Annotated in this window: 23 protein-coding genes; 8 read left to right on the plus strand and 15 right to left on the minus strand. The window is 63.2% G+C overall.

Annotated elements, in window-relative coordinates; translation table 11 throughout:
• Positions 1-22: 22 nt before the first annotated feature.
• From EYE42_RS01240 to pyk, 8 genes are all read right to left on the minus strand, one after another.
• Complete coding sequence (locus tag EYE42_RS01240; RefSeq protein ID WP_130989490.1) at positions 23-541, minus strand: hypothetical protein; 519 nt, start codon at positions 539-541, stop codon at positions 23-25.
• Positions 538-1620 (minus strand): phenylalanine--tRNA ligase subunit alpha, encoded by a 1083-nt coding sequence (gene pheS / locus EYE42_RS01245; RefSeq protein WP_130989491.1) that lies wholly within the window; start codon positions 1618-1620, stop codon positions 538-540. The genes EYE42_RS01240 and pheS overlap by 4 nt, the downstream gene beginning before the upstream one ends.
• Positions 1621-1685: 65 nt before the next feature.
• Positions 1686-3038, minus strand: coding sequence for a cytochrome P450 (locus EYE42_RS01250; RefSeq protein ID WP_130989492.1), 1353 nt, complete (start codon positions 3036-3038; stop codon positions 1686-1688).
• Between the two features lie 64 nt (positions 3039-3102).
• Entirely contained in the window at positions 3103-3669 is a 567-nt protein-coding gene (locus EYE42_RS01255) for a VPLPA-CTERM sorting domain-containing protein (RefSeq protein ID WP_165455673.1), read from the minus strand.
• A 276-nt stretch (positions 3670-3945) separates the two neighbouring features.
• The gene (rplT, locus tag EYE42_RS01260) at positions 3946-4305 is read right to left on the minus strand and encodes a 50S ribosomal protein L20 (RefSeq protein ID WP_130989494.1); all 360 of its coding nucleotides are present in this window, start codon (positions 4303-4305) and stop codon (positions 3946-3948) included.
• A gap of 16 nt (positions 4306-4321) precedes the next feature.
• A complete protein-coding gene (gene rpmI / locus EYE42_RS01265) occupies positions 4322-4522 on the minus strand; it encodes a 50S ribosomal protein L35 (protein WP_130989495.1) in 201 nt (66 codons plus the stop codon).
• Between the two features lie 108 nt (positions 4523-4630).
• A complete protein-coding gene (locus EYE42_RS01270; RefSeq protein WP_130989496.1) occupies positions 4631-4858 on the minus strand; it encodes a hypothetical protein in 228 nt (75 codons plus the stop codon).
• A gap of 35 nt (positions 4859-4893) precedes the next feature.
• On the minus strand, positions 4894-6339 hold the full coding sequence (gene pyk, locus EYE42_RS01275; RefSeq protein WP_130989497.1) for a pyruvate kinase: 1446 nt from the start codon (positions 6337-6339) through the stop codon (positions 4894-4896).
• Positions 6340-6453: 114 nt separating this feature from the next.
• Between pyk and EYE42_RS01280 the strand changes: the two genes are divergently transcribed.
• On the plus strand, positions 6454-7194 hold the full coding sequence (locus EYE42_RS01280; protein ID WP_130989498.1) for an N-formylglutamate amidohydrolase: 741 nt from the start codon (positions 6454-6456) through the stop codon (positions 7192-7194).
• Between the two features lie 62 nt (positions 7195-7256).
• Here the strand turns inward: EYE42_RS01280 and EYE42_RS01285 are convergent, their stop codons facing one another.
• The 6 genes from EYE42_RS01285 to EYE42_RS01310 form a co-directional block, all read right to left on the minus strand.
• On the minus strand, positions 7257-7736 hold the full coding sequence (locus EYE42_RS01285) for a DUF411 domain-containing protein (RefSeq protein WP_130989499.1): 480 nt from the start codon (positions 7734-7736) through the stop codon (positions 7257-7259).
• A 29-nt stretch (positions 7737-7765) separates the two neighbouring features.
• Positions 7766-10096, minus strand: coding sequence for a heavy metal translocating P-type ATPase (locus EYE42_RS01290; RefSeq protein ID WP_130989500.1), 2331 nt, complete (start codon positions 10094-10096; stop codon positions 7766-7768).
• A 143-nt stretch (positions 10097-10239) separates the two neighbouring features.
• Positions 10240-10593 carry a CopM family metallochaperone gene (copM, locus tag EYE42_RS01295; protein ID WP_246020541.1) on the minus strand — a complete coding sequence of 118 codons (354 nt, stop codon included), beginning with the start codon at positions 10591-10593 and terminating at the stop codon, positions 10240-10242.
• A gap of 547 nt (positions 10594-11140) precedes the next feature.
• The gene (locus EYE42_RS01300) at positions 11141-11563 is read right to left on the minus strand and encodes a hypothetical protein (RefSeq protein WP_130989502.1); all 423 of its coding nucleotides are present in this window, start codon (positions 11561-11563) and stop codon (positions 11141-11143) included.
• A 119-nt stretch (positions 11564-11682) separates the two neighbouring features.
• On the minus strand, positions 11683-13017 hold the full coding sequence (locus EYE42_RS01305) for an MFS transporter (RefSeq protein ID WP_130989503.1): 1335 nt from the start codon (positions 13015-13017) through the stop codon (positions 11683-11685).
• A gap of 10 nt (positions 13018-13027) precedes the next feature.
• A complete protein-coding gene (locus EYE42_RS01310) occupies positions 13028-13285 on the minus strand; it encodes a metal-sensing transcriptional repressor (protein ID WP_130989504.1) in 258 nt (85 codons plus the stop codon).
• Between the two features lie 39 nt (positions 13286-13324).
• Here EYE42_RS01310 and EYE42_RS01315 point away from each other — a divergent pair, with 39 nt between their 5' ends.
• Genes EYE42_RS01315 through EYE42_RS01325 form a run of 3 tightly spaced genes read left to right on the plus strand, consistent with a single transcriptional unit; the run spans position 13325 to position 15153 of the window.
• Entirely contained in the window at positions 13325-13723 is a 399-nt protein-coding gene (locus EYE42_RS01315) for a hypothetical protein (protein WP_130989505.1), read from the plus strand.
• 54 nt (positions 13724-13777) lie between these two features.
• Positions 13778-14512 (plus strand): HupE/UreJ family protein, encoded by a 735-nt coding sequence (locus tag EYE42_RS01320; RefSeq protein WP_130989506.1) that lies wholly within the window; start codon positions 13778-13780, stop codon positions 14510-14512.
• A gap of 17 nt (positions 14513-14529) precedes the next feature.
• Complete coding sequence (locus EYE42_RS01325) at positions 14530-15153, plus strand: transmembrane anchor protein (protein ID WP_130989507.1); 624 nt, start codon at positions 14530-14532, stop codon at positions 15151-15153.
• 355 nt (positions 15154-15508) lie between these two features.
• Here the strand turns inward: EYE42_RS01325 and EYE42_RS15890 are convergent, their stop codons facing one another.
• On the minus strand, positions 15509-15670 hold the full coding sequence (locus tag EYE42_RS15890; RefSeq protein WP_165455674.1) for a hypothetical protein: 162 nt from the start codon (positions 15668-15670) through the stop codon (positions 15509-15511).
• Positions 15671-15709: 39 nt separating this feature from the next.
• Here EYE42_RS15890 and EYE42_RS16605 point away from each other — a divergent pair, with 39 nt between their 5' ends.
• The 4 genes from EYE42_RS16605 to EYE42_RS01345 are packed head-to-tail and all read left to right on the plus strand — an operon-like array spanning position 15710 to position 20480.
• Positions 15710-16309, plus strand: coding sequence for a twin-arginine translocation signal domain-containing protein (locus EYE42_RS16605; protein ID WP_130989508.1), 600 nt, complete (start codon positions 15710-15712; stop codon positions 16307-16309).
• 12 nt (positions 16310-16321) lie between these two features.
• Positions 16322-18799 carry a formate dehydrogenase-N subunit alpha gene (gene fdnG / locus EYE42_RS01335; RefSeq protein WP_211657880.1) on the plus strand — a complete coding sequence of 826 codons (2478 nt, stop codon included), beginning with the start codon at positions 16322-16324 and terminating at the stop codon, positions 18797-18799.
• Entirely contained in the window at positions 18796-19794 is a 999-nt protein-coding gene (gene fdxH / locus EYE42_RS01340; RefSeq protein WP_130989510.1) for a formate dehydrogenase subunit beta, read from the plus strand. Before fdnG ends, fdxH begins: the two co-directional genes overlap by 4 nt.
• Positions 19794-20480 (plus strand): formate dehydrogenase subunit gamma, encoded by a 687-nt coding sequence (locus tag EYE42_RS01345; protein WP_130989511.1) that lies wholly within the window; start codon positions 19794-19796, stop codon positions 20478-20480. The genes fdxH and EYE42_RS01345 overlap by 1 nt, the downstream gene beginning before the upstream one ends.
• Positions 20481-20495: the final 15 nt, after the last annotated feature.

Raw genomic sequence — 20495 nt, forward strand, 5'->3', positions numbered from 1 at the left:
CCTATCCTTTGAAGTGCTATAGTTATTTCATAAAAGGAGATGAAGACAGAAGCTGATCATTGGTCAGATTTGTCTGGCCAAGATTTTCAAGTCTGATGGCTCGCATGGCTTTCAAGATTGCATTATTTACGCTCTCCTGGCGCTGTCCGGAAAAGTGGTCGCTCAGCTCTCCATATGCGGCAACAACTTGGTCGCTACCGACTACCGACAACTTCATTTTTGCTTGCACAAACGCCGCTTGAGCTTCTTTCTCGTCAAAATAACCCATCTTCGCAGCGGCCAACTTCCCTATCGCGTCCATAGCCTCAACGTTTACAGCAAAGTGCTGTGCTATCCTTGACTCCTCGCGATCAACATTCTTCTGAGCAACATAGGCTATAATGCCGAGAGAAGGTACGATGATAGCCGCCAGAATGGCCGCTAATGCTTCTGAAACACCGTTCAGAGCGGGTGAAGCAATAAATGAAAAGGCAATGCCAAATGCAAATGAAATAAGAGTAACTGCGCCTAATATTGCTTGGTTGCCATAGGTCAACTTCACCTACTCAACCCCCCGCTCACGCTCGGCACATCCCCCGCCGCGAACCCATAGTGCCGCAGCCACCGCAGGTCGCTCTCGAAGAACGCCCGTAAATCCGGGATCCCGTATTTCAGCATCGCGATCCGGTCGATGCCCATGCCGAAGGCAAAGCCCTGCCACTGGTCGGGATCGATCCCGCCCGCGCGCAGGACGTTCGGATGCACCATCCCCGACCCCAGGATCTCCAGCCACGACTCACCCTCGCCGATCTTCAACTGGCCGCCGGACCAGTCGCAGCGGATATCGACCTCGGCCGACGGTTCGGTAAAGGGGAAATGGCTGGCGCGGAACCGCAGTTCGACCTGATCCACCTCGAAGAAGGCGCGGCAGAATTCCTCGAGCGTCCATTTCAGTTGCGCCATGGAAATGTCGCGGTCGATGGCCAGGCCCTCGACCTGGTGGAACATCGGCGTGTGGGTCTGGTCCATGTCCATGCGATAGACGCGGCCGGGGCAGATCACCCGGATCGGCGCGCCCTGGTCCTGCATCGCGCGGATCTGGACCGGGCTGGTATGGGTGCGCAGCACATGCGGCGGGCGGGTGTCGCCCGGCGCGCGGTGCATGAAAAAGGTGTCGTGTTCCTGGCGCGCGGGGTGTTCGGGCGCGATGTTCAACGCATCGAAGTTGTACCAGTCCGATTCCACCTGCGGCCCTTCGGCGACCGCGAATCCCATATCGGCAAAGATCGCGGTCACTTCATCCGTCACCTGGCTGATCGGATGGATGGTGCCCTGCGGGCGCGGACGGCCGGGCAGCGTCACGTCCAGCCATTCGCCGGCCAGCCGGGATTCCAGCGCGGCATCCTCAAGCGACAGCTTGCGGGCGCGCAGGGCGGCGTCCAGTTCGTCGCGCAGCTCGTTCAGGGCGCGGCCGGTGGTCTGGCGTTCCTCGGGAGACATGCGGCCCAGTTCGCGCATCTTCAGGCTGATCTCACCCTTCTTGCCAAGGGCGGCAAGGCGCACCTCCTCGATGGCCTGCGGGTCGGCGGCGGCGTTGATGCGGTCAAGCCATTGCTGGCGCAGGGGGTTCAGGTCGTCCATCGTCATGCCTTCGGCCGTGCTTGTTGGGCCTTGCGTTAGCATTTGTGACGGGCCGGGAAAAGCCTTCAGCGCGGCGTGACCCGCAGCCAGACCCCGCCATGGGGCCGCAGGGTCAGGATCATGCGCGGGTCCGGCCGACGGCCCGCAATGGCCTGAAACCTGAACCGGGCCAGCAGCGTCGCCAGGATGATCACCGCCTCGTGCAGGGCGAAACTGGCGCCGATGCAGATGCGCGGCCCCGCCCCGAAGGGCAGAAAGGCATAGCGGTCGGGGGTGGTCAGGAAACGGTCGGGATCAAAGGCATCGGGCCGGTCCCACAGCAGGTGATGGCGATGCAGCGCATAGATCGGCAGCATGACCGTGTCGCCCGGCAGAACCTTGCGCCCGCACAGACGGTCCGCGACCTGTGCGGTGCGCGACAGGAACGCCGCGGGCGGATATAGGCGCAGCGTTTCGTTGACGATGCGCTGGATCAGGGGCAGCCGGGACATGTCACCGGCCGTCGCCGCACGATCACCCAGCACCCCCCGCGCCTCGGCTGCCGCGCGATCCTGGATCGCAGGATCGAAGGCACACAGATACAGCGCCCAGGCCAGGGTCAGCGCGGTCGTTTCGTGCCCGGCCACGATAAAGGTCAGCAGGTTGTCGCGCAGTTCGTCACGCGTCATGGTGCGCCCGGTTTCGGAATCGGAAGCATCCAGCAACAAATCCAGAAGATCCGGAACGCCTCGGGACCGGGGCGAGGCCGCGCGGGCGTCGATGGCCCGGTCGGCGATCTGTTTCATCCGGTTCAATCCCGGGCGGGAAAACAGCCGTCCTGGCCGGGGCAGCCAGCCCGGCAAGCCCATCACGTCCAGCAGCGATACCTTGGCCGTCTGCGCGATATAGCCGTCGATGGCATGATGCACCGCATCGCGGTCAAAGGTCCGGTCGCCCGACAGGGTCACGTCCGAGATCACCTCGAAGGTCGCGGCGACCGTTTCCGCGAACAGATCGACGGGGCCAAACGCCGCTTGCAGGCGGCGGCTGGATGCCTCGGCGGCGGCGGTCATGATGGGACCCAAGCCCTGGACATGGCGCAGGGCAAAGGCAGGGGCCACCGCATGTCGCTGCCATCGCCAGTTCGCGCCTTCGGCAACGAACAGGCTGTCCCCGATCGCCGGTTCCAGGATCAGCTTCGTGACATTGGATTTGGGATAATCGCCGACCCGATCCTTAAGGATGTGCCGCAATGTGGCCGGGTCCATGACCATATGGAAACGGATGCCCGTCTTGCCGGAAACGATGGGCTGCCGGGTGGCGATTTCAGGAATCAGTTCCAGAAGATTGCGGCGTGCGGTCATAACCGTGCCAACCACGCCCAGCGGGCGACGGGCCAAGGCGACCTTCACAGGTTCGGAGGGAGGTGGACGCGACATGAAAAAAGCCTACCCCCTGGCAACGACTGCTGCCAAGGGGCGGACCTGCGTCAGATCGTCTCGATCAGGCTGCGGCCTTGCGGCGGCGCAACACGGCAAACCCGGCGATACCGCCAAGCAGCAGCAGGCCTGCGGCGGGGACCGGCACCGGTTGCGGGGTCAGAGTAATCGAATCGATGTCGTAACCGTCAAAGCTTGTGGTCGACGCGTATTCCCGCGAGGTGACATCGACAAGCTTCAGGTATTCGAAGCTATGCGAGATGTTCACGGTTGCGGTCTTGCTGGTGTTGTAAACGGTTGTCACCAGCTTCATGACACCGCCCATGATGGAATACAGGTCCACAGCCTCGAAATGACGGCTGGAAAGGGGATCCTTGAACGTCACCTCTTCCAGCACCACGGTTGCGCCCCGCGTAAAGACCGCCATGTCGAAGCCGACCGTCAGTTCACCGCCCTTGCCAAGCGAGTAGAACGCCCCGTCGGTTGAGCCAAGCACGTTGGTGATGGTCCGACGGTCATCGGCTGCACAACTCGCGGCAGAACTCGTGCAGACGCCATAGCTGGTCTCATCTTCGATGATCGAGCTTGCCGTATAGGTCGCGGCATGGGCGGTACCGCCAACCATCAACATGGTGCACCCTGCCACGGCGCTTTTCAAAACATTCATTACAGCCCTACCTCTTAACTATGACCTGTCTAGTCGACAGCATAATGATCGAAAGGGGTTTTGGTTCATAACAAACCTGTGGGTAACCCCAAAAAAGACCCAAGCCGCGCAATTTTAGTTAACCCGATACAACCTTTGGATGTCTTTAGGAAACTGATGATCGTTACGCGGGCAATATGGTGACTTTAGATGCAAAAGGCCCGTCTCATGGACAGGCCTTCGATGCCGTGGACACAGCGATCAGGCTGCGGCCTTGGCTTTCTCCACGATTGCGCCGAACGCTTCGGGCTCGTTCACGGCCAGATCGGCCAGAACCTTGCGGTCGACCTCGATCCCGGCCTTTGCCAGCAGATTGATGAAGCGCGAATAGGTCATCTCGGCATCAACCAGGCGAACGGCCGCGTTGATCCGCTGAATCCACAGCGCCCGGAAATTGCGTTTGCGAACCTTGCGGTCGCGGGTGGCGTACTGGTTCGCCTTGTCGACGGCCTGAGTGGCCGTGCGGAAGTTGCGCGAACGGTTGCCGTAATAGCCTTTCGCTGCCTCGAGAACCTTTTTGTGGCGGGCGTGGGTCACCTTGCCGGATTTAACTCGTGCCATTGTTCAGTCCTCGCGATCAGCGGTTGTAGGGCATGTATTTCTTGACGATCTTGGCATCCGCGTCCGAAAGGACCGTGGTGCCGCGCGCGTCGCGAATGAACTTGATCGTGCGCTTGATCATGCCGTGGCGCTTGCCGGCCTGGGCGGATTTCACCTTGCCCGAAGCCGTGAACGAGAACCGCTTCTTGGCGGCCGACTTGGTCTTCATCTTCGGCATTTTCATCTCCTTGATGGACGTGAACGTGCGACTCGGCAATGCCATGGTGGCCGGCCGCACGGATAGGAAGGGCGCCGTATAGGCGTCCCGGGGGATTTTGGCAAGACGTCAGGGCGCGGTCGCAATACCGTCTGTCACCCGGTCCCAGGCCAACGGAAGCTGGTTCAGCGAAAAGGGCTGCGGGTTCAGGTATGCCCCGGCAAAGATCGCGGCAATCCCCAGAACCAGCAGGATCGCCCCCGCCCTCGGAGGCTGGGTCCGCAACAGTTGCACCACGGCGACGATGATCGACATCAGACACAGCAAGACGCCGCCAAGCAGCAAGAGATCAGACATGGTTGTTCCCGTGGTGATGTTATGCCGTTCCGCGCTTATTCCGGATCGGAGGCGAAGATCAAGCGCTCGTCGCAGGGCGCAATGCGCAGGATGTTGGTGCTGCCCGGTACGTTGAAGGGCACCCCCGCGATCACCACGATCTGCCGGGACTCGTCGGCAAAATTGAACTCTCGCGCCGCACGGGTGGCATTGACGACCGCTTCCTTGAAGCGGGACAGTTGCGGGGTGATGACGCAATGGGTGCCCCAGGTCAGGCACATGCGGCGCAGCACCGATTCCACATGCGTCAAGGCGATGATCGGGACGCGCGGCCGTTCACGGGCAACCAGGCTGGCGGTCCGGCCCGACTGGCTGAAGGCGCAGATCGCGGCGATGTCGGTCGTTTCCGCGATCTCGCGCGCGGCGGTCACGATGGCGTCTGCGACGGTGTGCAGCTTGTTCTGGCGCGAGGCCTCGATGATCGCGCGATAGTTGCTGTCGGCCTCGACCGAACGGGCGACGCTGTCCATCGTGCGCACGGCCTCGACCGGATAGGCGCCCGCCGCGCTTTCGGCAGACAGCATCACCGCGTCGGTGCCCTCGTAGATGGCATTGGCCACGTCGCTGACCTCGGCCCGTGTCGGCATGGGGCTTTCGATCATCGATTCCAGCATCTGCGTCGCCACGATCACCGGCTTGGCGGCCGACCGGCATTTGCGGACCAGGCGCTTCTGGATGGGGGGAACCGAGTAAACGGGCAGTTCCACGCCCAGATCGCCGCGTGCCACCATGATCCCGTCCGACACGGCCAGGATGTCGTCAAAGGCATCCACCGCCGCCGGTTTCTCGATCTTGGACAGGATCGCCGCGCGGCCCCGGGCCAGGCTGCGCGCCTCCTCGACATCGGCGGCGCGCTGCACAAAGGACAGGGCCAGCCAATCCACACCCAATTGACAGGCGAATTCCAGATCGGCCCGGTCCTTGTCGGAAAGCGCCGCCAACGGCAGCACCACGTCGGGCACGTTGACGCCCTTGCGGTCGCTGATCGTGCCGGCGACCGTGACCACGCAGTTTGCAAAGTCTGGGCCGCATTCCTCGACCCGCAGGCGGATTTTCCCATCGTTCACCAACAGGTCGCTGCCGGGAACAAGAGCCGCAAAGATTTCGGGATGGGGCAATTGCACGCGGCGGGAATCGCCCGATGCCGGGTCCAGATCGAACCGGAACCGGTCGCCCTCTTCCAGCTCGTGCGCCCCGGCGGTGAACTGTCCCACGCGCAGCTTCGGACCTTGCAGATCCGCCAGAATGGCGATGGGACGCCCCGTCTCGGCCTCGACGGCGCGGATGGCGTCATAGCGGGCCCGGTGATCGTCATGGCTGCCATGGCTCATGTTCAGGCGGAATACATCGGCACCGGCATCGAACAGCGCGCGGATCATCTGATGGGTCGATGAAGCAGGCCCAAGCGTTGCCACGATCTTGACATTGCGGTGTCGTCTCATCCTTGTCGCCCTTTTTCCGTTTGCGCTAACTATGGGTCAGATCGGCGGCGGCCGCAACTGGCGTCCCTGGGCAGCTTGGCATAGACATCCTGCAAGATGAAGGATGACCGACCCATGACAGAGCGTGCCTTCTGGATCGAGGGCGCCGACCGCCCGTCGCGCTGGCTGGTGACCTGCGACCACGCGACGAACCGGGTGCCGCGCTGGATCAACGGCGGCGATCTGGGCATTGCCGCCGAGGACATGGCCCGCCACATCGCCTATGACGTCGGCGCGGCCGGTCTGGCATCGCGACTGGCAACGCTTCTGGATGCGCCTGCGGTTTTTTCGGATTTCTCGCGGCTGGTGATCGACCCGAACCGGGGCGAGGACGACCCGACGCTGCTGATGCGGCTTTATGACGGCACGGTGATTCCCGCGAACAAGAATGCCGGTCCTCATGATCGCCAGCAACGGCTGGAACGGTTGCACAGACCCTATCACACCGCCTTGGCACGCCTGGCCGAGGCGCGTCCCGACCGCTGCCTTTGCGCGATCCACAGCTTTACCCCGCAATTGCGGGGCCGCCCGGCGCGGCCTTGGCAGGTCGGAATCCTGTATTCCTGGCAGGATGTCCGGCTGGGTCCGCCCCTGGTGCGCGCCTGCCGGGCGCATGGCTGGGTCACGGGCGAGAACCAGCCCTATGATGGCCATCTGGAAGGCGATTCCATCGACCGCCATGCCCTGAAACATGGCCGTCCGAACGTCCTGATCGAGGTCCGCAACGACCTGATCGCCGACAAGGCGGGCCAGTCGGAATGGGCGGCGCGGCTGGCGCCGGTGATCGGCGCGGTGCTGGCCGAGACGGGCTTGTGAAGCGGTCGGCCAGTCGGCGCCCAGAGAGATGACGCCGACGCCGCCGAAAGGATGATCGCCTGCTAGGCGGCGGGATAACGGGTGAAAACCTCGGTCGTGCCATCCTTGCGGATCAGAACGACGTCATAAGCCTCGCGCTCGCTCTCGGGGCCCATGCCTGGCGAACCATAGGGCATACCGGGCACGGCAAGACCGATGGCGTCGGGTCGTTCGTCCAGAAGCCGACGAATGTCAGCCACCGGGACATGGCCTTCCAGCATGTAGCCTTGGATGCGCGCCGTATGGCACGAGGCCATCTTCTGGGGAATACCATTCTCTGCCTTATAGCGCATCAGCGCGGTTCCCGCGCGGAGTTCAGTGGTCACCGCGAACCCGGCCGCTTCGACGATCTCGATCCAGGCAGAGCAGCACCCGCAGTCGGGGTCTTTCATGACATGGATCTGATCGGCGCTGCTGCGACCCCTTGCCGGGAATGCGGACAGCGCGAACAGGCCCATGCCTGCGGCCAGGATCGTCCGGCGGGAAAGAATCTCTGTTGTCATGACTTGTCCTTCCGAAGTTTGAAAAAGGCTCAAAGCGCCACCCGCCTGAGCCGGAGAGCATTCGCGATGACCGACACCGATGACAGGCTCATCGCAGCCGCCGCGATCATCGGCGACAGCAGCATCCCGGTCAGCGGATACAACAGTCCCGCCGCGACCGGCACGCCGGCAGCGTTATAGACAAAGGCGAAGAACAGGTTCTGCCGGATGTTGCGCAGCGTGGCCCTGGCCAGCCGCCGGGCACGGACCACGCCCATCAGATCGCCCCCCAACAGCGTCAGACCGGCGCTTTCCACCGCGACATCCGCCCCGGTGCCCATGGCGATGCCGACATCGGCGGCGGCAAGGGCCGGGGCGTCGTTCACCCCGTCGCCCGCCATGGCCACCACGGCGCCATCCCTGCGCAGGGCATCAATGAGGTTCTTCTTGTCTTCCGGCAGAACGCCTGCACGCACATCGTCGATGCCCAATCGGGCGGCGACCGCCTCGGCGGTCCGCTGGTTGTCGCCGGTGGCCATGATGACGCGCAGCCCAAGCTGGTGAAGGGCGCGGATCGCCTCGACCGCCGAGGCCTTGACGGGATCGGCAACGGCGACGATGCCGGCAAGCCGGCCGTCAATGGCCACGAACATGGCGGTCTTGCCGTCGCTGCGCAGCGCATCGGCCTGCGATTCGGCCAGGGAAGCGTCCAGCCCGAGGGCCGTCATCATGGCGGCGTTGCCCAGCGCTGCCTTTCGCCCCTGAACCGTTCCGGACACGCCCTTGCCGGTGATGGCCTGGAAATCCGAAGCGGGCCGGACCTCGGCCCCACGGGTCGCCGCGCCTTCGACAATGGCCTCGGCCAGCGGATGTTCGGATCCCCGCTCCAGCGCCGCGGCCACGGCAAGCAGATCCTGCTGCTCGATGTCTCCCAGGCTGATGACATCGGTCAGCTTGGGTCGTCCCTCGGTCAGGGTGCCGGTCTTGTCCACGATCAGCGTATCGACCGCCGCCATGCGTTCCAGCGCCTCGGCGTCCTTGATCAGGACGCCGGCCTGTGCGCCCCGTCCCGCCGCCGTGGTGATCGAGATCGGCGTGGCCAGACCCAATGCGCAGGGACAGGCGATGATCAGCACGGACACGGCGGCGGCAACCGCAAAGACCAGGGCCGGATCGGGTCCCCAGACCATCCAGGCCGCGAAAGCAAGGATGGCGATCGCCACGACTGTCGGGACAAAGACGGACGACACCCGATCGGCCAGTCCCTGGATCGGAGCGCGGGACCGCCGCGCGTTCGCCACCATCTCGACGATCTGCGCCAGAACCGTATCCGCGCCCACGCGCCGCGCCTCGATCACAAGACTGCCGTTCTTGTTGATCGTGCCGCCAGTCACGGGATCGCCCGGCCCTTTCTCGACCGGAACCGGCTCGCCCGTGATCATGCTTTCGTCCACCGACGACCGCCCGTCGATGACCACCGCGTCCACCGGCACGCTGTCGCCGGGCCGCACGCGCAGCCAGTCGCCCTCAACGATATTTTCCAGGGGGGCGTCGTATTCGGTGCCATCCGCAAGCACCCGGCGGGCGGTCTTGGGCGCAAGATCCAGAAGCGCCCGGATCGCATCACCCGTGCGTTCGCGCGCCCGCAATTCCAGCACCTGACCCACAAAGACCAGCGCCACGATCACCACCGCCGCCTCGAAATAGGTACCGACGCCATGACCCATGCGGTATTCCTGGGGGAAAAGTCCGGGCAGGAAGGTGGCGACGATGGAGTAGAGATAGGCCGCGCCGACCCCCAGCGAAATCAGGGTCCACATGTTGGGCGAGCGGTTCTGAAGGGAATCCCAGCCCCGGCGAAAGAAGGGCGCGGCTGCCCAAAGGATGATCGGCGTGGCCAGAAAGAATTCGATGTATGACGCCAGCCGATGCCCGATCCAGGCCCTGACCGGAAAATTGATCAATTCCCCCATGGTGAGAACGATCAGGGGAACGGCCACTGCGGCGCTGATCCACATCCGGTGCGTGAAATCCGCCAGTTCAGGGCTGGGACCGCCCGTGGGCAGCATCGGTTCCAGCGCCATGCCGCAGATCGGACAGGTTCCGGGCGCATCGCGAACGATCTGCGGATGCATCGGACAGGTCCATTGGGTTCCCGCCGGCTGTACGGCCTTGCGATCCCTGGCCCGCCCGCTGGCATAGAACCAGGGGTCATCGTTGAAAGCCGTTTCGCATTTCGTCGAGCAAAAATAGAATGTCTTGCCGCTGAACTCGGCCCTGCGGGCGTCAGGGCCGGCGGCAACCGTCATGCCGCAAACAGGGTCTGTGGCGGTCTGCCCACCATCTGAAACGACATCTGGACGATGGTGCTGATGTTCCATGTCATTCCTTGTCTTTGGCCCTCAGGTCCGACCGGCGCAACAAGCGTCGGTCAGAGGAGGTGTCTTGGACCGGCTTGGCGGATGCAGGCATCCTGAGCGGTCATAAGGGCGGCCGTGCGGTCAGACCGCACGGCCGGTTCGCATTACTTGGCGTTTTCTGCCAGCCAGGTGGTCATTTCCTCGATCTCGGTGGTTTGCGCCGCGATGATCTCTTCGGCCAGCGCACGCATCGTCTCGTCCTGACCGTATTCGAGCGCGACCTGGGCCATGTCGATGGCCCCCTGATGATGGGCAATCATCCCGCAGGCAAAGGCCACGTCGGCATTCTCGTTCATCATGCCCTGATGCATGGCCGGCATCGTGGCCATCATGCGGCGCATGTTTTCCTGAACATGTTCGGGCATGTTTTCCATCTTCATGTCGCCCATGCCCATCATGCCCATCATGCCGGACCCCATGCCACCGGACATGCTACCCGACTGATTGCCGCTGCCCATGTCAGAGCCCTGCATCCCGCCGGAAGGCATGTTTCCAGAGGCCGCCATCCCACCGGCAGCGGGGCTTGCGCCGCATTGCTCGGGCAGCTGGAACTGTGTGTCCTGCGCAAGAAGCGGCGATGACAGCAGGGAAACGGCAACTGCTGCGATAAAGAGCGTTTTTGAGGAAGTCATCTTGTATCTCCTGGATTGAGGTTTGGTTCGTTTTCAGGTCGTCCTGCGATGTCGACGCCTGCTTGCCGACCGTCCGCACGGTTGCGCCAGGATGGATGATCCCGTTGTCATGCGCATTCGCGGCCGATACCGACAAACCCGGATTCTTGTCATTCGGTTTCCTTGAACAGGCTGGCCTTCGGGGCGGTGCGCTGGCTGCGGCCAGTCCCGGCCCTGTCGTCGATTGCCGTCCTGTTCAGGCGAATGGCATTGCACCTGGTGAGTGCACCGTTAGGTCAGCCGCGGGGACGAATGATTTCCCGAAGGTTGAAGTCCACGTGGAGTTTTCGGGTCAAAGCCTCGGACCCGTCAGCCGCGACAGGCATCGGTCAACCTAGCCGCGCGGGGGACGGCGAAGCCCTTCCGGGACGGTCGGTTCGACCAGCGATCCGGCGCGCATCACGCGCAGGTTCCGGCCGATTTCGACAGACGGCATGACCATGTCAAAAGCAGCGATTGCCGTCGATGGACAGGCATGGGTCTTGCAATGCACGGCATCGGCGGCCGTATCATTGCGGTCTTGTGCCGGGTCGCTATGCGCCATGTGTCCCGACGCAGGGTCTGACACGCCCACAAGATGACCGGAATAATCTTGATTTTCCGAAGCAGCCTGTTTCCCGTGAACATCGGAAACCGCCTCGATCGACGTCATTTCGCAGTCCAGGGCCATCGCCGCCTTGGTCGCCAATACGACCAGTCCGGTCGAGACGATCGTCACGACAAGCACGGCGAGAAGCTGGCGCAGCAGGCTCGACATGGCTCTTTGATAAATCAGCGATGCCCCGGCATCAACCGGTTTCTGCTTTCGCTGTCGGGAACGTTATCCGTCCTGACGACGCCAGGGCCTTTGACAGGGGACAGCACGGGAAACGCCGTTCACGAGGCACGCCAGACCGGCCACTGCCTGTGCAGATCGTCGATGACAAGGGGGTGGTGGTGGCGTCCATTGGCTCCGTGGGCGACCAGATGCGGATGACCGGCCGGCAGGCCCGCATGATCATGACCGATATCGTCCGGATCGCCCTGGGGCCACAGCCGCCATGCCAGGCCCAGACCGGCAGCACCGATCAGGGACATGGCCATGAACGCCGGCCCCATCCCGGCGGTCGCCCCCAGATATCCCGCCAGGGGATAGCAGATCAGCCAGCAGGCATGGGACAGCGCGAACTGCGCGGCAAAGACGGCCGGGCGGTCGGGGGCGTGGGCCGACCGGCGCAGCAGCCTGCCCGAAGGCGTCTGTGCCGTCGAATAGCCAAGGCCCAGAACCAGCCACAAGGCCAAGAGGGCGGCATAGCTGCCCATCGCCGCAACCCCCGCCGCCGTGCCGATGACCAGCACCGCCGCACCCGCCAGCATCACCGGCCGGTCAGAGAGACGATCCAGCACCGAGGGCAGCGCCAGGGCAGCGATCATCGAGCCCGCGCCGAAAGCGGCCAGGGCCAGGGCGACCTGCGGTTCCGCCAGCCCGAACCCGGCCTTGACCAGCACGACCGTGTTGACGATCACCATCGATCCCGCCGCCGCCACGGCCAGGTTGATCGCCAGCAATCCCCGCAGCCGCGGGGTCGCCAGATAGATGCGCATCCCTCGCGTGGTGCGGTCCCAGACACCCCGGCGCGGTCCCGACTGCGGCCCCACCTGCGGCCCCGGCAGGCGCACGCTGAGAACCAGCGCCGCCGACACCAGAAATCCCACCACCGTGCCCGCGAACAGGCTGTGAAAGCTGATGATGCTGAGAAGCGCCGCCGCCAGCATGGGCGAGACGAGGCTTTCCAGATCATAGGCCAGACGCGACAGGGACAGCGCGCGGGTGTAGTCGTTTTCGTCCGGCAGGATGTCCGGGATGGTGGCCTGGAAGGTCGGCGTGAAAGCGGCCGAGGCGGCCTGAAGCACGAAGATCAGCAGGTAAATCTGCCAGATCTCGGAGACGAAGGGCAGGCCCAGGGCGACAGCGCCGCGGATCAGGTCCAACCCGACCAGCAGCGGCCGGCGCGGCAGCCGATCGGTAAAGGCCTGCGCCACCGGGGCCAGGCCGACATAGGCGACCATCTTGATGGCCAGCGCCGTGCCCAGCACTGCCCCCGCGTCCGCCCCCGCCAGATCATAGGCCAAAAGCCCCAGGGCGACGGTCATCAGACCGGTGCCCAGCAGCGCGATCACCTGGGCGGCGAACAAATGGCGATAGGTTCGGTTCCGCAAAATGGCCAGCATCGTAAAATCCTTACAACAGTTTTGTCAGAGCCTTCATCTCGGCCAGGGTGCCGCCGTTGCCGTGGACCAGGCAATGGTCGATATGATCGTGAATCAACACGCGCTTGGCGCCCGTCACGGCGCTTTCCACGGCGGCAAGCTGTCGGGCTATGTCCAGGCAGGGCTGCCCGCCCTCGATCATGCCGATGACATGGCGCAGATGGCCTTCGGCACGTTTCAACCGCTTGATCAGGTCAGGATGGGTTGCATGGACATGGGAATGTGGCATAAACGTCTGGTATCCCCCCGCGGGGGATGAGGCAAGGCCATGCCGACCCACCAGAAGGTCGCAGGCGAACCGAGGGCAGAGCGGATGCGCATTCACGGGGTCCTGGCCCGGTTGATGACGATGGTGACGGCGCTTGCGCTTGCGCTGGCCCCGGCGATCATCGTGGCAACGCATGGTCCCGCAACCCTGGGTCCAGCAACCCTGGACCCAGCAACCCTGGCCGAGGCGGCGCAGACCAAGGCGCATGGACATGCGCACGATGATGACGGGATTCCCTGGCAAGGTCACGACGCCACCGACCATGACCATCAGCACACGGCCGTCCTGACCGGCCGAACCCATGGGCATGACGCCCCTGCCCGGTTCCTGCATGTGTTGAATGCCCGTGCCGCCTATGGGCGGACCGAGGACAGGCCCCGCCGTCCCCCGCGCATCTGAGGATGCCGCCGGGCCGACGCGGCCCTGACCACTCTCGGACATATGGACATCTCAATGACACAGCTTCTTTCGGGGAGCAGGGTCGGACTGCCATGCGGCAAAGGCCGTCTGGCCCTGCTGCTGGCGCTGACCAGCCTGACCCTGATCCTCACGCCCGATTTCGCCCTGGCCCACAACGTCACCGAAGGGGACAAGGGCTATATCCAGGAAATCAGCGGACCCAACCTCATCCCGTTCCTGTACCTGGGAGCCAAGCACATGGTGACGGGATACGACCACATCCTGTTCCTGGCGGGGGTGATCTTCTTTCTCTATCGGCGGCGCGACATTGGTATCTATGTCAGCCTTTTCGCCATCGGCCATTCGACCACCATGCTGCTGGGGGTCATGTTCGACTGGAAGGTGAACGCCTATTTCATCGACATGATCATCGGCCTCAGCGTGGTCTACAAGGCGCTGGACAATCTGGGCGCCTTTCAGCGGTGGTTCGGCTTTCAGCCCGACACCAGGGCGGCGACCCTGATATTCGGCTTCTTCCACGGGCTTGGGCTGGCGACCAAGCTGCTGGATTACAACATTGCGCCGAACGGGCTGCTGGCGAACCTGCTGGCCTTCAATGTCGGCGTCGAGATCGGTCAGCTTCTGGCCCTGTCGGCGATCCTGATCGCGATGGGATACTGGCGCCGCACCGCCGGTTTCTGGCGCCACGCCTATACCGCCAATGTCGTGATGATGAGCCTTGGCTTCATGCTGGCCGGCTATCAACTGGCCGGCCTTCTTCTTGCTTAAATCAAAGGAAAAACACCATGCACAACGCACAGAAACCGACCCTCGATGACCTGCCGACCTCGGCGCAACTGCTGAAATCGACGGCCATCGCCGCAGGGGTCGCGGTCGCGATCCTGGTCACCGTGGTGCTGCCTTCGGAATACAATCTTGACCCCACCGGCATCGGCGAGGTGCTGGGTCTGGCCGAAATGGGCGAGATCAAGCAGCAATTGGCCGAGGAGGCGGAAATGGACCGCCAAACGCAAGAGATGCCGGTTGTCGGACCCCAGACCTCGATCGGTTCGGCCCTGCTGGGACTGATCGTAGGCTCTGCCCATGCCCAAGAGACACAGGCATGGACAGAGACCGTGACCTTTGATCTGGAACCCGGCGAGGGGACCGAACTGAAACTGGTCATGGACGAAGGCGCAGTCGTCCCCTTTGAATGGACCGTTGCGGACGGGGTGGTGAACTACGATCAGCACGCCGACGGATCGGGCAACGAGATCAGCTATGAAAAGGGCCGGGCGGTCGAGGGGCAGTCGGGTGAAATGACGGCAGCCTTTACGGGCAATCATGGCTGGTTCTGGCGCAACCGGGGCGATGCCCCAGTAACCGTCACGTTGAAAATCGGTGGGGATTACAGCGAGATCAAACGCTGAGATAAGGCACGGATGCCGGGTGCTGACCCCCCCGGCATCCTTCTGACGCAACGGTTCCTGCCTCTAGGCGAGTTCATGCACCCGACGCATCCCTGCATTCCGAGGGGGAACGTAAGGCGCCCGCGCAGGTGTTGCGCAGCTCTAGCAAAGGCCAAACCGATCTGCGCGGCGCCAGGACAGATGGCCGCAGCGTCTGGACGGTCAGGCACCGATCTAGCAGGGGGGAATTTCATCCTGGGGGATTCCATGGACCACAGGCTCGGGAAGTTTATCCCGCTGCCACGGGGCGCCGCCGGCCTTCCGCGGACCTGACGTTCCGGTGGCAAAGGGCCGGTCTGATCCCGCCGACCAGCTTTCACGCGGGAGTGATGCCATTTCCTTCACGCCATTTGTGCGACAGCGCCATCACGAACAAAAGATTCCTGAATGATTTCAGGTTCCAGAACAATGCCTGACCTTTGATGTGTTGCAACGCGACACCTTGACTTTCCCCTGGCCGGTCAGCAAAGTTGACCACGTACCTATCTATTTTGTGACAGGCAGCAGGAGGGGTCTTATGAATATCGACCTTTCGCGCCGCGGCTTTCTGAGGCTGGCGGGAGCGGGGGTTGCGGCGACATCGCTGGGGGCCATGGGCTTCGGCGGGGCCGAGGCGGCTGAACAGGCGCATGTGCGCGCCTTCAAGCTGGCCACGACCACGGAAACGCGCAACACCTGCCCCTACTGCTCGGTCGCCTGCGGGATCATCATGTATTCCAAGGGCGACGTGAAGGCGGGCGAAACGGCGGAACTGATCCACATCGAGGGCGATGCGGACCATCCGACCAACCGCGGCACGCTGTGCCCCAAGGGCGCCGCGCTCAAGGATTTCGTCCATGCGCCGACGCGCCTGACCACGCCGCGCTATCGCGCCGCGGGTGCCAGCGAGTTCCAGGAAATCACCTGGGAGGAGGCGCTCGACAAGATCGCCCGCGCGCTCAAGGACGACCGCGACGCCAACTTCATCCAGGCGAACGAGGCGGGCGTGCCCGTCAACCGCTGGACGACGACCGGCTTTCTGGCGGCATCGGCTACGACAAACGAAACCGCATGGCTGACCTACAAGACGGTCCGGTCCATGGGAATCGTCGGATTCGATAACCAGGCGCGCGTCTGACACGGCCCCACGGTGTCCAGTTTGGGCCCGACATTTGGCCGTGGAGCGATGACCAACTCCTGGACCGACATCAAGAACACCGACCTTGTGGTCGTGATGGGCGGCAATGCCGCCGAAGCGCATCCCTGCGGCTTCAAATGGGTCACCGAGGCCAAGGCCAAGCGTGGCGCCAAGCTGATCGTGGTCGATCCGCGCTATACCCGCACGGCCTCCGTGTCGGATTTCTATGCCCCGATCCGTCCGGGCAGCGACATCGCCTTCCTGATGGGGGTGATCCGCTGGTGCATGGAAAACGACAAGGTGCAGTGGGAATATGTCCTGAACTATACCAATGCCGCGTTTCTGGTGAAGGACGAGTTCGGCTGGTCAGACGGCCTGTTCACCGGCTATGACGAGGAAAAGCGCGACTACGACAAGGCAAGCTGGGACTACAAGATCGGCGAGGACGGCTATGTGCTGACCGACCCGACTCTGCAGGATCCGCGCTGCGTCTGGAACCTGCTGCGTGACCATGTGGATGTCTATACGCCGGAAATGGTGGAACGCGTCTGTGGCACACCGCAGGACAAGTTCCTGACGATCTGCCAGATGATCGGCGAATGCTCGACGCCGACCAAGACCATGACCTCGATGTATGCGCTGGGCTGGACACAGCATTCAAAGGGTGCGCAGAACATTCGCGGCATGGCGATGCTGCAACTGATCCTGGGCAATATCGGCGTCCGGGGCGGGGGCATGAACGCGCTGCGCGGGCATTCCAACATCCAGGGCCTGACCGACATTGGCCTGATGTCGAACCTGATCCCCGGATACCTGAACATCCCGACCGAGAAAGAGGCGGACTGGCAGACCTATCTGTCCACCCGCAGCTTCAAGCCGCTGCGTCCCAACCAGATGAGCTACTGGCAGAACTATCCCAAGTTCATGGTCAGCTTCATGAAGGCCATGTGGGGTGATACTGCCACGGCGGAAAACGACTGGGCCTATCACTATCTGCCGAAACTCGACGTGCCCGCCTATGACGCGATGCGCATGTTCGAACTGATGACCCACGGCAAGGTGAACCTGTATTTCTGCCAGGGCTTCAACCCGCTCCTGTCCTTCCCCAACCGGGGCAAGATGACCGAGGCGTTTTCCAAGCTGAAAATGCTGGTGATCATGGATCCGCTGACCACCGAAACCTCGCATTTCTGGCAGAACCACGGCATCTACAACGATGTGGACACCGCGGCGATCCAGACCGAGGTTCTGGAACTGCCCACGACCTGCTTTGCCGAGGACGAGGGTGCCCTGGTCAATTCGGGTCGGTGGCTGCAATGGCACTGGGCGGGGGCGACGCCTCCGGGGCAGGCCAAGCACGACACCTGGATCATGGCGCAGATCTGGACGCGGGTGCGCAAGCTGTATCAGGACGAAGGGGGCGTGTTCCCCGATCCCATCCTGAACCTGACTTGGGACTATGCCGATCCGGGCAATCCGATGCCGGACGAACTGGCCAAGGAAATGAACGGCAAGGCACTGGCGACGGTCTATGACCCCGCCGACCCGACCAAGGTTCTGGCCGAGGCCGGGCAGCAACTGGCCGGGTTCGCGCAGTATCGCGACGATGGCTCGACCATGGGCGGCTGCTGGATCTATGCCGGAAGCTGGACGGAAAAGGGCAACATGATGGCCCGGCGGGACAATTCCGATCCCGACGAAACCGGCGCCTATCTGAACTGGGCCTTTGCCTGGCCTGCGAACCGGCGAATCCTGTACAACCGCGCGTCCTGCGACGTGCAGGGCAAACCGTGGGATCCGTCACGCAAGCTGATCGAATGGACCGGCGAAAAGTGGGAGGGCTATGACGTGCCCGACATCGCACCCACCGCCAAGCCCACCGAGGTCGGCCCCTTCATCATGAACCCCGAAGGCGTATCCCGCCTGTTCAGCCGGGGCATGATGCGCGACGGCCCTTTCCCCACCCATATGGAGCCGTTCGAGGCCCCCATCGCCAACGTGTTCAATCCGCGGATGCGGGGCAATCCGGTGGCGCGGGTGTTCGAATCCGACGCGGAAACCTTTGCGGCGGTCGGTGATCCCGACTTTCCGTTCGTTGCCACCTCCTATCGCCTGACCGAGCATTTCCACTACTGGACCAAGCACAACCCGGTGAACGCCGCGTTGCAGCCCGAGTTCTTCGTGGAGATCAGCGAGGAACTGGCGGCCGAGCGCGGCATCGAACGCGGCGGACGGGTCCGTGTCTGGAGCAAGCGGGGCCAGGTCTGGGCCAAGGCTGTGGTGACCAAGCGGATCAGGCCGATGACCTGTGACGGCAAGATCGTCCATGTGGTCGGCATCCCGCTGCATTGGGGCTTTATGGGCGCCGCGCGCAACGGGTTCGGGCCGAACAGCCTGTCGCCCGCCGTGGGTGACGCCAACGTCGAAACGCCTGAATTCAAGGCCTTCATGGTCAACATCGAACCCGCAGCAGAGGAGCCGGTGGCATGAGCGAAACCGCGCCCCAACCCACCACCGCAGCGGCCAACCCGCCGGTGCAGCCGATCGGATTGAATATGCTGCCGTCCGACGTGGTCCGAATTTCGGCCACGCGCGACGTGCCGCAGCCCGAGCGGCAGTTGACCAAGGTCGCCAAGCTGATCGACGTCAGCAAATGCATCGGCTGCAAGGCCTGCCAGTCGGCCTGCATCGAATGGAACGACACCAAGCCCGAGGTGGAAACCAACGTGGGGGTTTACGAAAACCCCCACGACCTGACGCCCAACATGTTCACCCTGATGCGGTTCACCGAATGGGTGAACCCGGAAACCGACAACCTGGAATGGCTGATCCGCAAGGACGGCTGCATGCATTGCGAAGATCCGGGCTGCCTCAAGGCCTGCCCCGCGCCAGGTGCGATCGTGCAGTATTCCAACGGCATCGTCGATTTCGTGAAGGAAAACTGCATCGGCTGCGGATACTGCGTGAAGGGCTGCCCCTTCGACATTCCGCGCATCAGCAAGGTCGATCACAAAAGCTATAAATGCACGCTGTGTTCCGACCGTGTGGCGGTGGGTCAGGGTCCGGCCTGCGCCAAGGCCTGCCCGACCCAGGCCATCGTGTTCGGCACCAAGGACGACATGATCGCCCATGCCAACACCCGGATCGAGGATCTGAAGTCGCGCGGCTATGCCAATGCGGGAATCTACGATCCGCAGGGCGTCGGCGGAACGCATGTGATCTATGTGCTGCACCATGCCGACAAGCCCGCCATCTATGAGGGATTACCCGAAGATCCGCGCATTTCTCCCGTGGTCGAGGGCTGGAAGGGCGTTACCAAGACCGCCGGTCTGGCGCTGATGGGGGTGACGGCCCTTGGCGCGGCCCTGCACGGCATCTTTGCCCGCGCCAACCGCGTGGACGAGCACGAGGAACAAGAAGCGGCGCGTCTGGTGCGGTCCGATGACCAGGGCGATGCGGGTCCGACCGACAGGGGGTCTGCCTGATGGTGCGAATCCCCTATTCCGAGCCGGGCGACCGGATCGAAAGCACCCGCCCGGTAACGGTCAGCCGTTACCGGGGGATCACCCGGCTAAACCACTGGGTCACGGCGATCTCGCTGATCGTGCTGCTGCTGTCGGGTCTGGCGTTCTTCGATCCTTCGCTCTACTGGCTGACGGGGCTGTTCGGCGGCGGGCAGACCGCACGCTGGCTGCATCCGATCCTCGGGGTGGTGCTGTTCTTCAGCTTTCTTGGCATGTTCATCCAGCTTTGGCGCCTGAACCTGCCTCAGCCCGAGGACAAGGCCTGGGTCAGCCAGATCGGCGACGTGGTTGCCGGGAACGAGGAAAAGCTGCCCGAACTGGGCAAGTACAATGCCGGGCAGAAGTTCATCTTCTGGGCCATGAGCGTTCTGATCGTGGTGCTAATCGTGTCGGGCGTCATGATCTGGGAGGAATTCTTTGCCGGATATGTTTCGATCCCGACGCGACGTTGGGCGGTGCTGACCCATTCCATCGCGGCGGTGGCGATCATCCTGGTGTTCATCCTGCATGTCTATGCGGCCTTCTGGACCCGCGGAACCTTGCGGGCGATGACACAGGGTACCGTCACCGGCGGCTGGGCCTGGCGGCATCACCGCAAATGGCTGCGCGACGTGGCTGGACGGCGCCAGAACGGCCCGGCAGAATAACCTGAAATCCCAGGT

Source organism: Paracoccus subflavus (genome assembly GCF_004310345.1).
Lineage (GTDB): Bacteria > Pseudomonadota > Alphaproteobacteria > Rhodobacterales > Rhodobacteraceae > Paracoccus > Paracoccus subflavus.

What these genes read in the sequence shown, in the direction of transcription:
- EYE42_RS01345 (WP_130989511.1), top strand. Translation starts at nt 19,794, where the DNA reads ATGGTGCGAATCCCCTATTCCGAGCCGGGCGACCGGATCGAAAGCACC.
- EYE42_RS16605 (WP_130989508.1), top strand. Translation starts at nt 15,710, where the DNA reads ATGAATATCGACCTTTCGCGCCGCGGCTTTCTGAGGCTGGCGGGAGCG.
- EYE42_RS01315 (WP_130989505.1), top strand. Translation starts at nt 13,325, where the DNA reads ATGCCGACCCACCAGAAGGTCGCAGGCGAACCGAGGGCAGAGCGGATG.
- EYE42_RS01310 (WP_130989504.1), bottom strand. Translation starts at nt 13,285, where the DNA reads ATGCCACATTCCCATGTCCATGCAACCCATCCTGACCTGATCAAGCGG.
- fdxH (WP_130989510.1), top strand. Translation starts at nt 18,796, where the DNA reads ATGAGCGAAACCGCGCCCCAACCCACCACCGCAGCGGCCAACCCGCCG.
- EYE42_RS01285 (WP_130989499.1), bottom strand. Translation starts at nt 7,736, where the DNA reads ATGACAACAGAGATTCTTTCCCGCCGGACGATCCTGGCCGCAGGCATG.
- EYE42_RS01320 (WP_130989506.1), top strand. Translation starts at nt 13,778, where the DNA reads ATGACACAGCTTCTTTCGGGGAGCAGGGTCGGACTGCCATGCGGCAAA.
- EYE42_RS01270 (WP_130989496.1), bottom strand. Translation starts at nt 4,858, where the DNA reads ATGTCTGATCTCTTGCTGCTTGGCGGCGTCTTGCTGTGTCTGATGTCG.
- EYE42_RS01280 (WP_130989498.1), top strand. Translation starts at nt 6,454, where the DNA reads ATGACAGAGCGTGCCTTCTGGATCGAGGGCGCCGACCGCCCGTCGCGC.
- EYE42_RS01325 (WP_130989507.1), top strand. Translation starts at nt 14,530, where the DNA reads ATGCACAACGCACAGAAACCGACCCTCGATGACCTGCCGACCTCGGCG.
- EYE42_RS01255 (WP_165455673.1), bottom strand. Translation starts at nt 3,669, where the DNA reads ATGTTGATGGTTGGCGGTACCGCCCATGCCGCGACCTATACGGCAAGC.
- EYE42_RS01250 (WP_130989492.1), bottom strand. Translation starts at nt 3,038, where the DNA reads ATGTCGCGTCCACCTCCCTCCGAACCTGTGAAGGTCGCCTTGGCCCGT.
- EYE42_RS01300 (WP_130989502.1), bottom strand. Translation starts at nt 11,563, where the DNA reads ATGTCGAGCCTGCTGCGCCAGCTTCTCGCCGTGCTTGTCGTGACGATC.
- rplT (WP_130989494.1), bottom strand. Translation starts at nt 4,305, where the DNA reads ATGGCACGAGTTAAATCCGGCAAGGTGACCCACGCCCGCCACAAAAAG.
- EYE42_RS01305 (WP_130989503.1), bottom strand. Translation starts at nt 13,017, where the DNA reads ATGCTGGCCATTTTGCGGAACCGAACCTATCGCCATTTGTTCGCCGCC.
- pyk (WP_130989497.1), bottom strand. Translation starts at nt 6,339, where the DNA reads ATGAGACGACACCGCAATGTCAAGATCGTGGCAACGCTTGGGCCTGCT.
- rpmI (WP_130989495.1), bottom strand. Translation starts at nt 4,522, where the DNA reads ATGCCGAAGATGAAGACCAAGTCGGCCGCCAAGAAGCGGTTCTCGTTC.
- EYE42_RS01290 (WP_130989500.1), bottom strand. Translation starts at nt 10,096, where the DNA reads ATGGAACATCAGCACCATCGTCCAGATGTCGTTTCAGATGGTGGGCAG.
- pheS (WP_130989491.1), bottom strand. Translation starts at nt 1,620, where the DNA reads ATGGACGACCTGAACCCCCTGCGCCAGCAATGGCTTGACCGCATCAAC.
- copM (WP_246020541.1), bottom strand. Translation starts at nt 10,593, where the DNA reads ATGGGCAGCGGCAATCAGTCGGGTAGCATGTCCGGTGGCATGGGGTCC.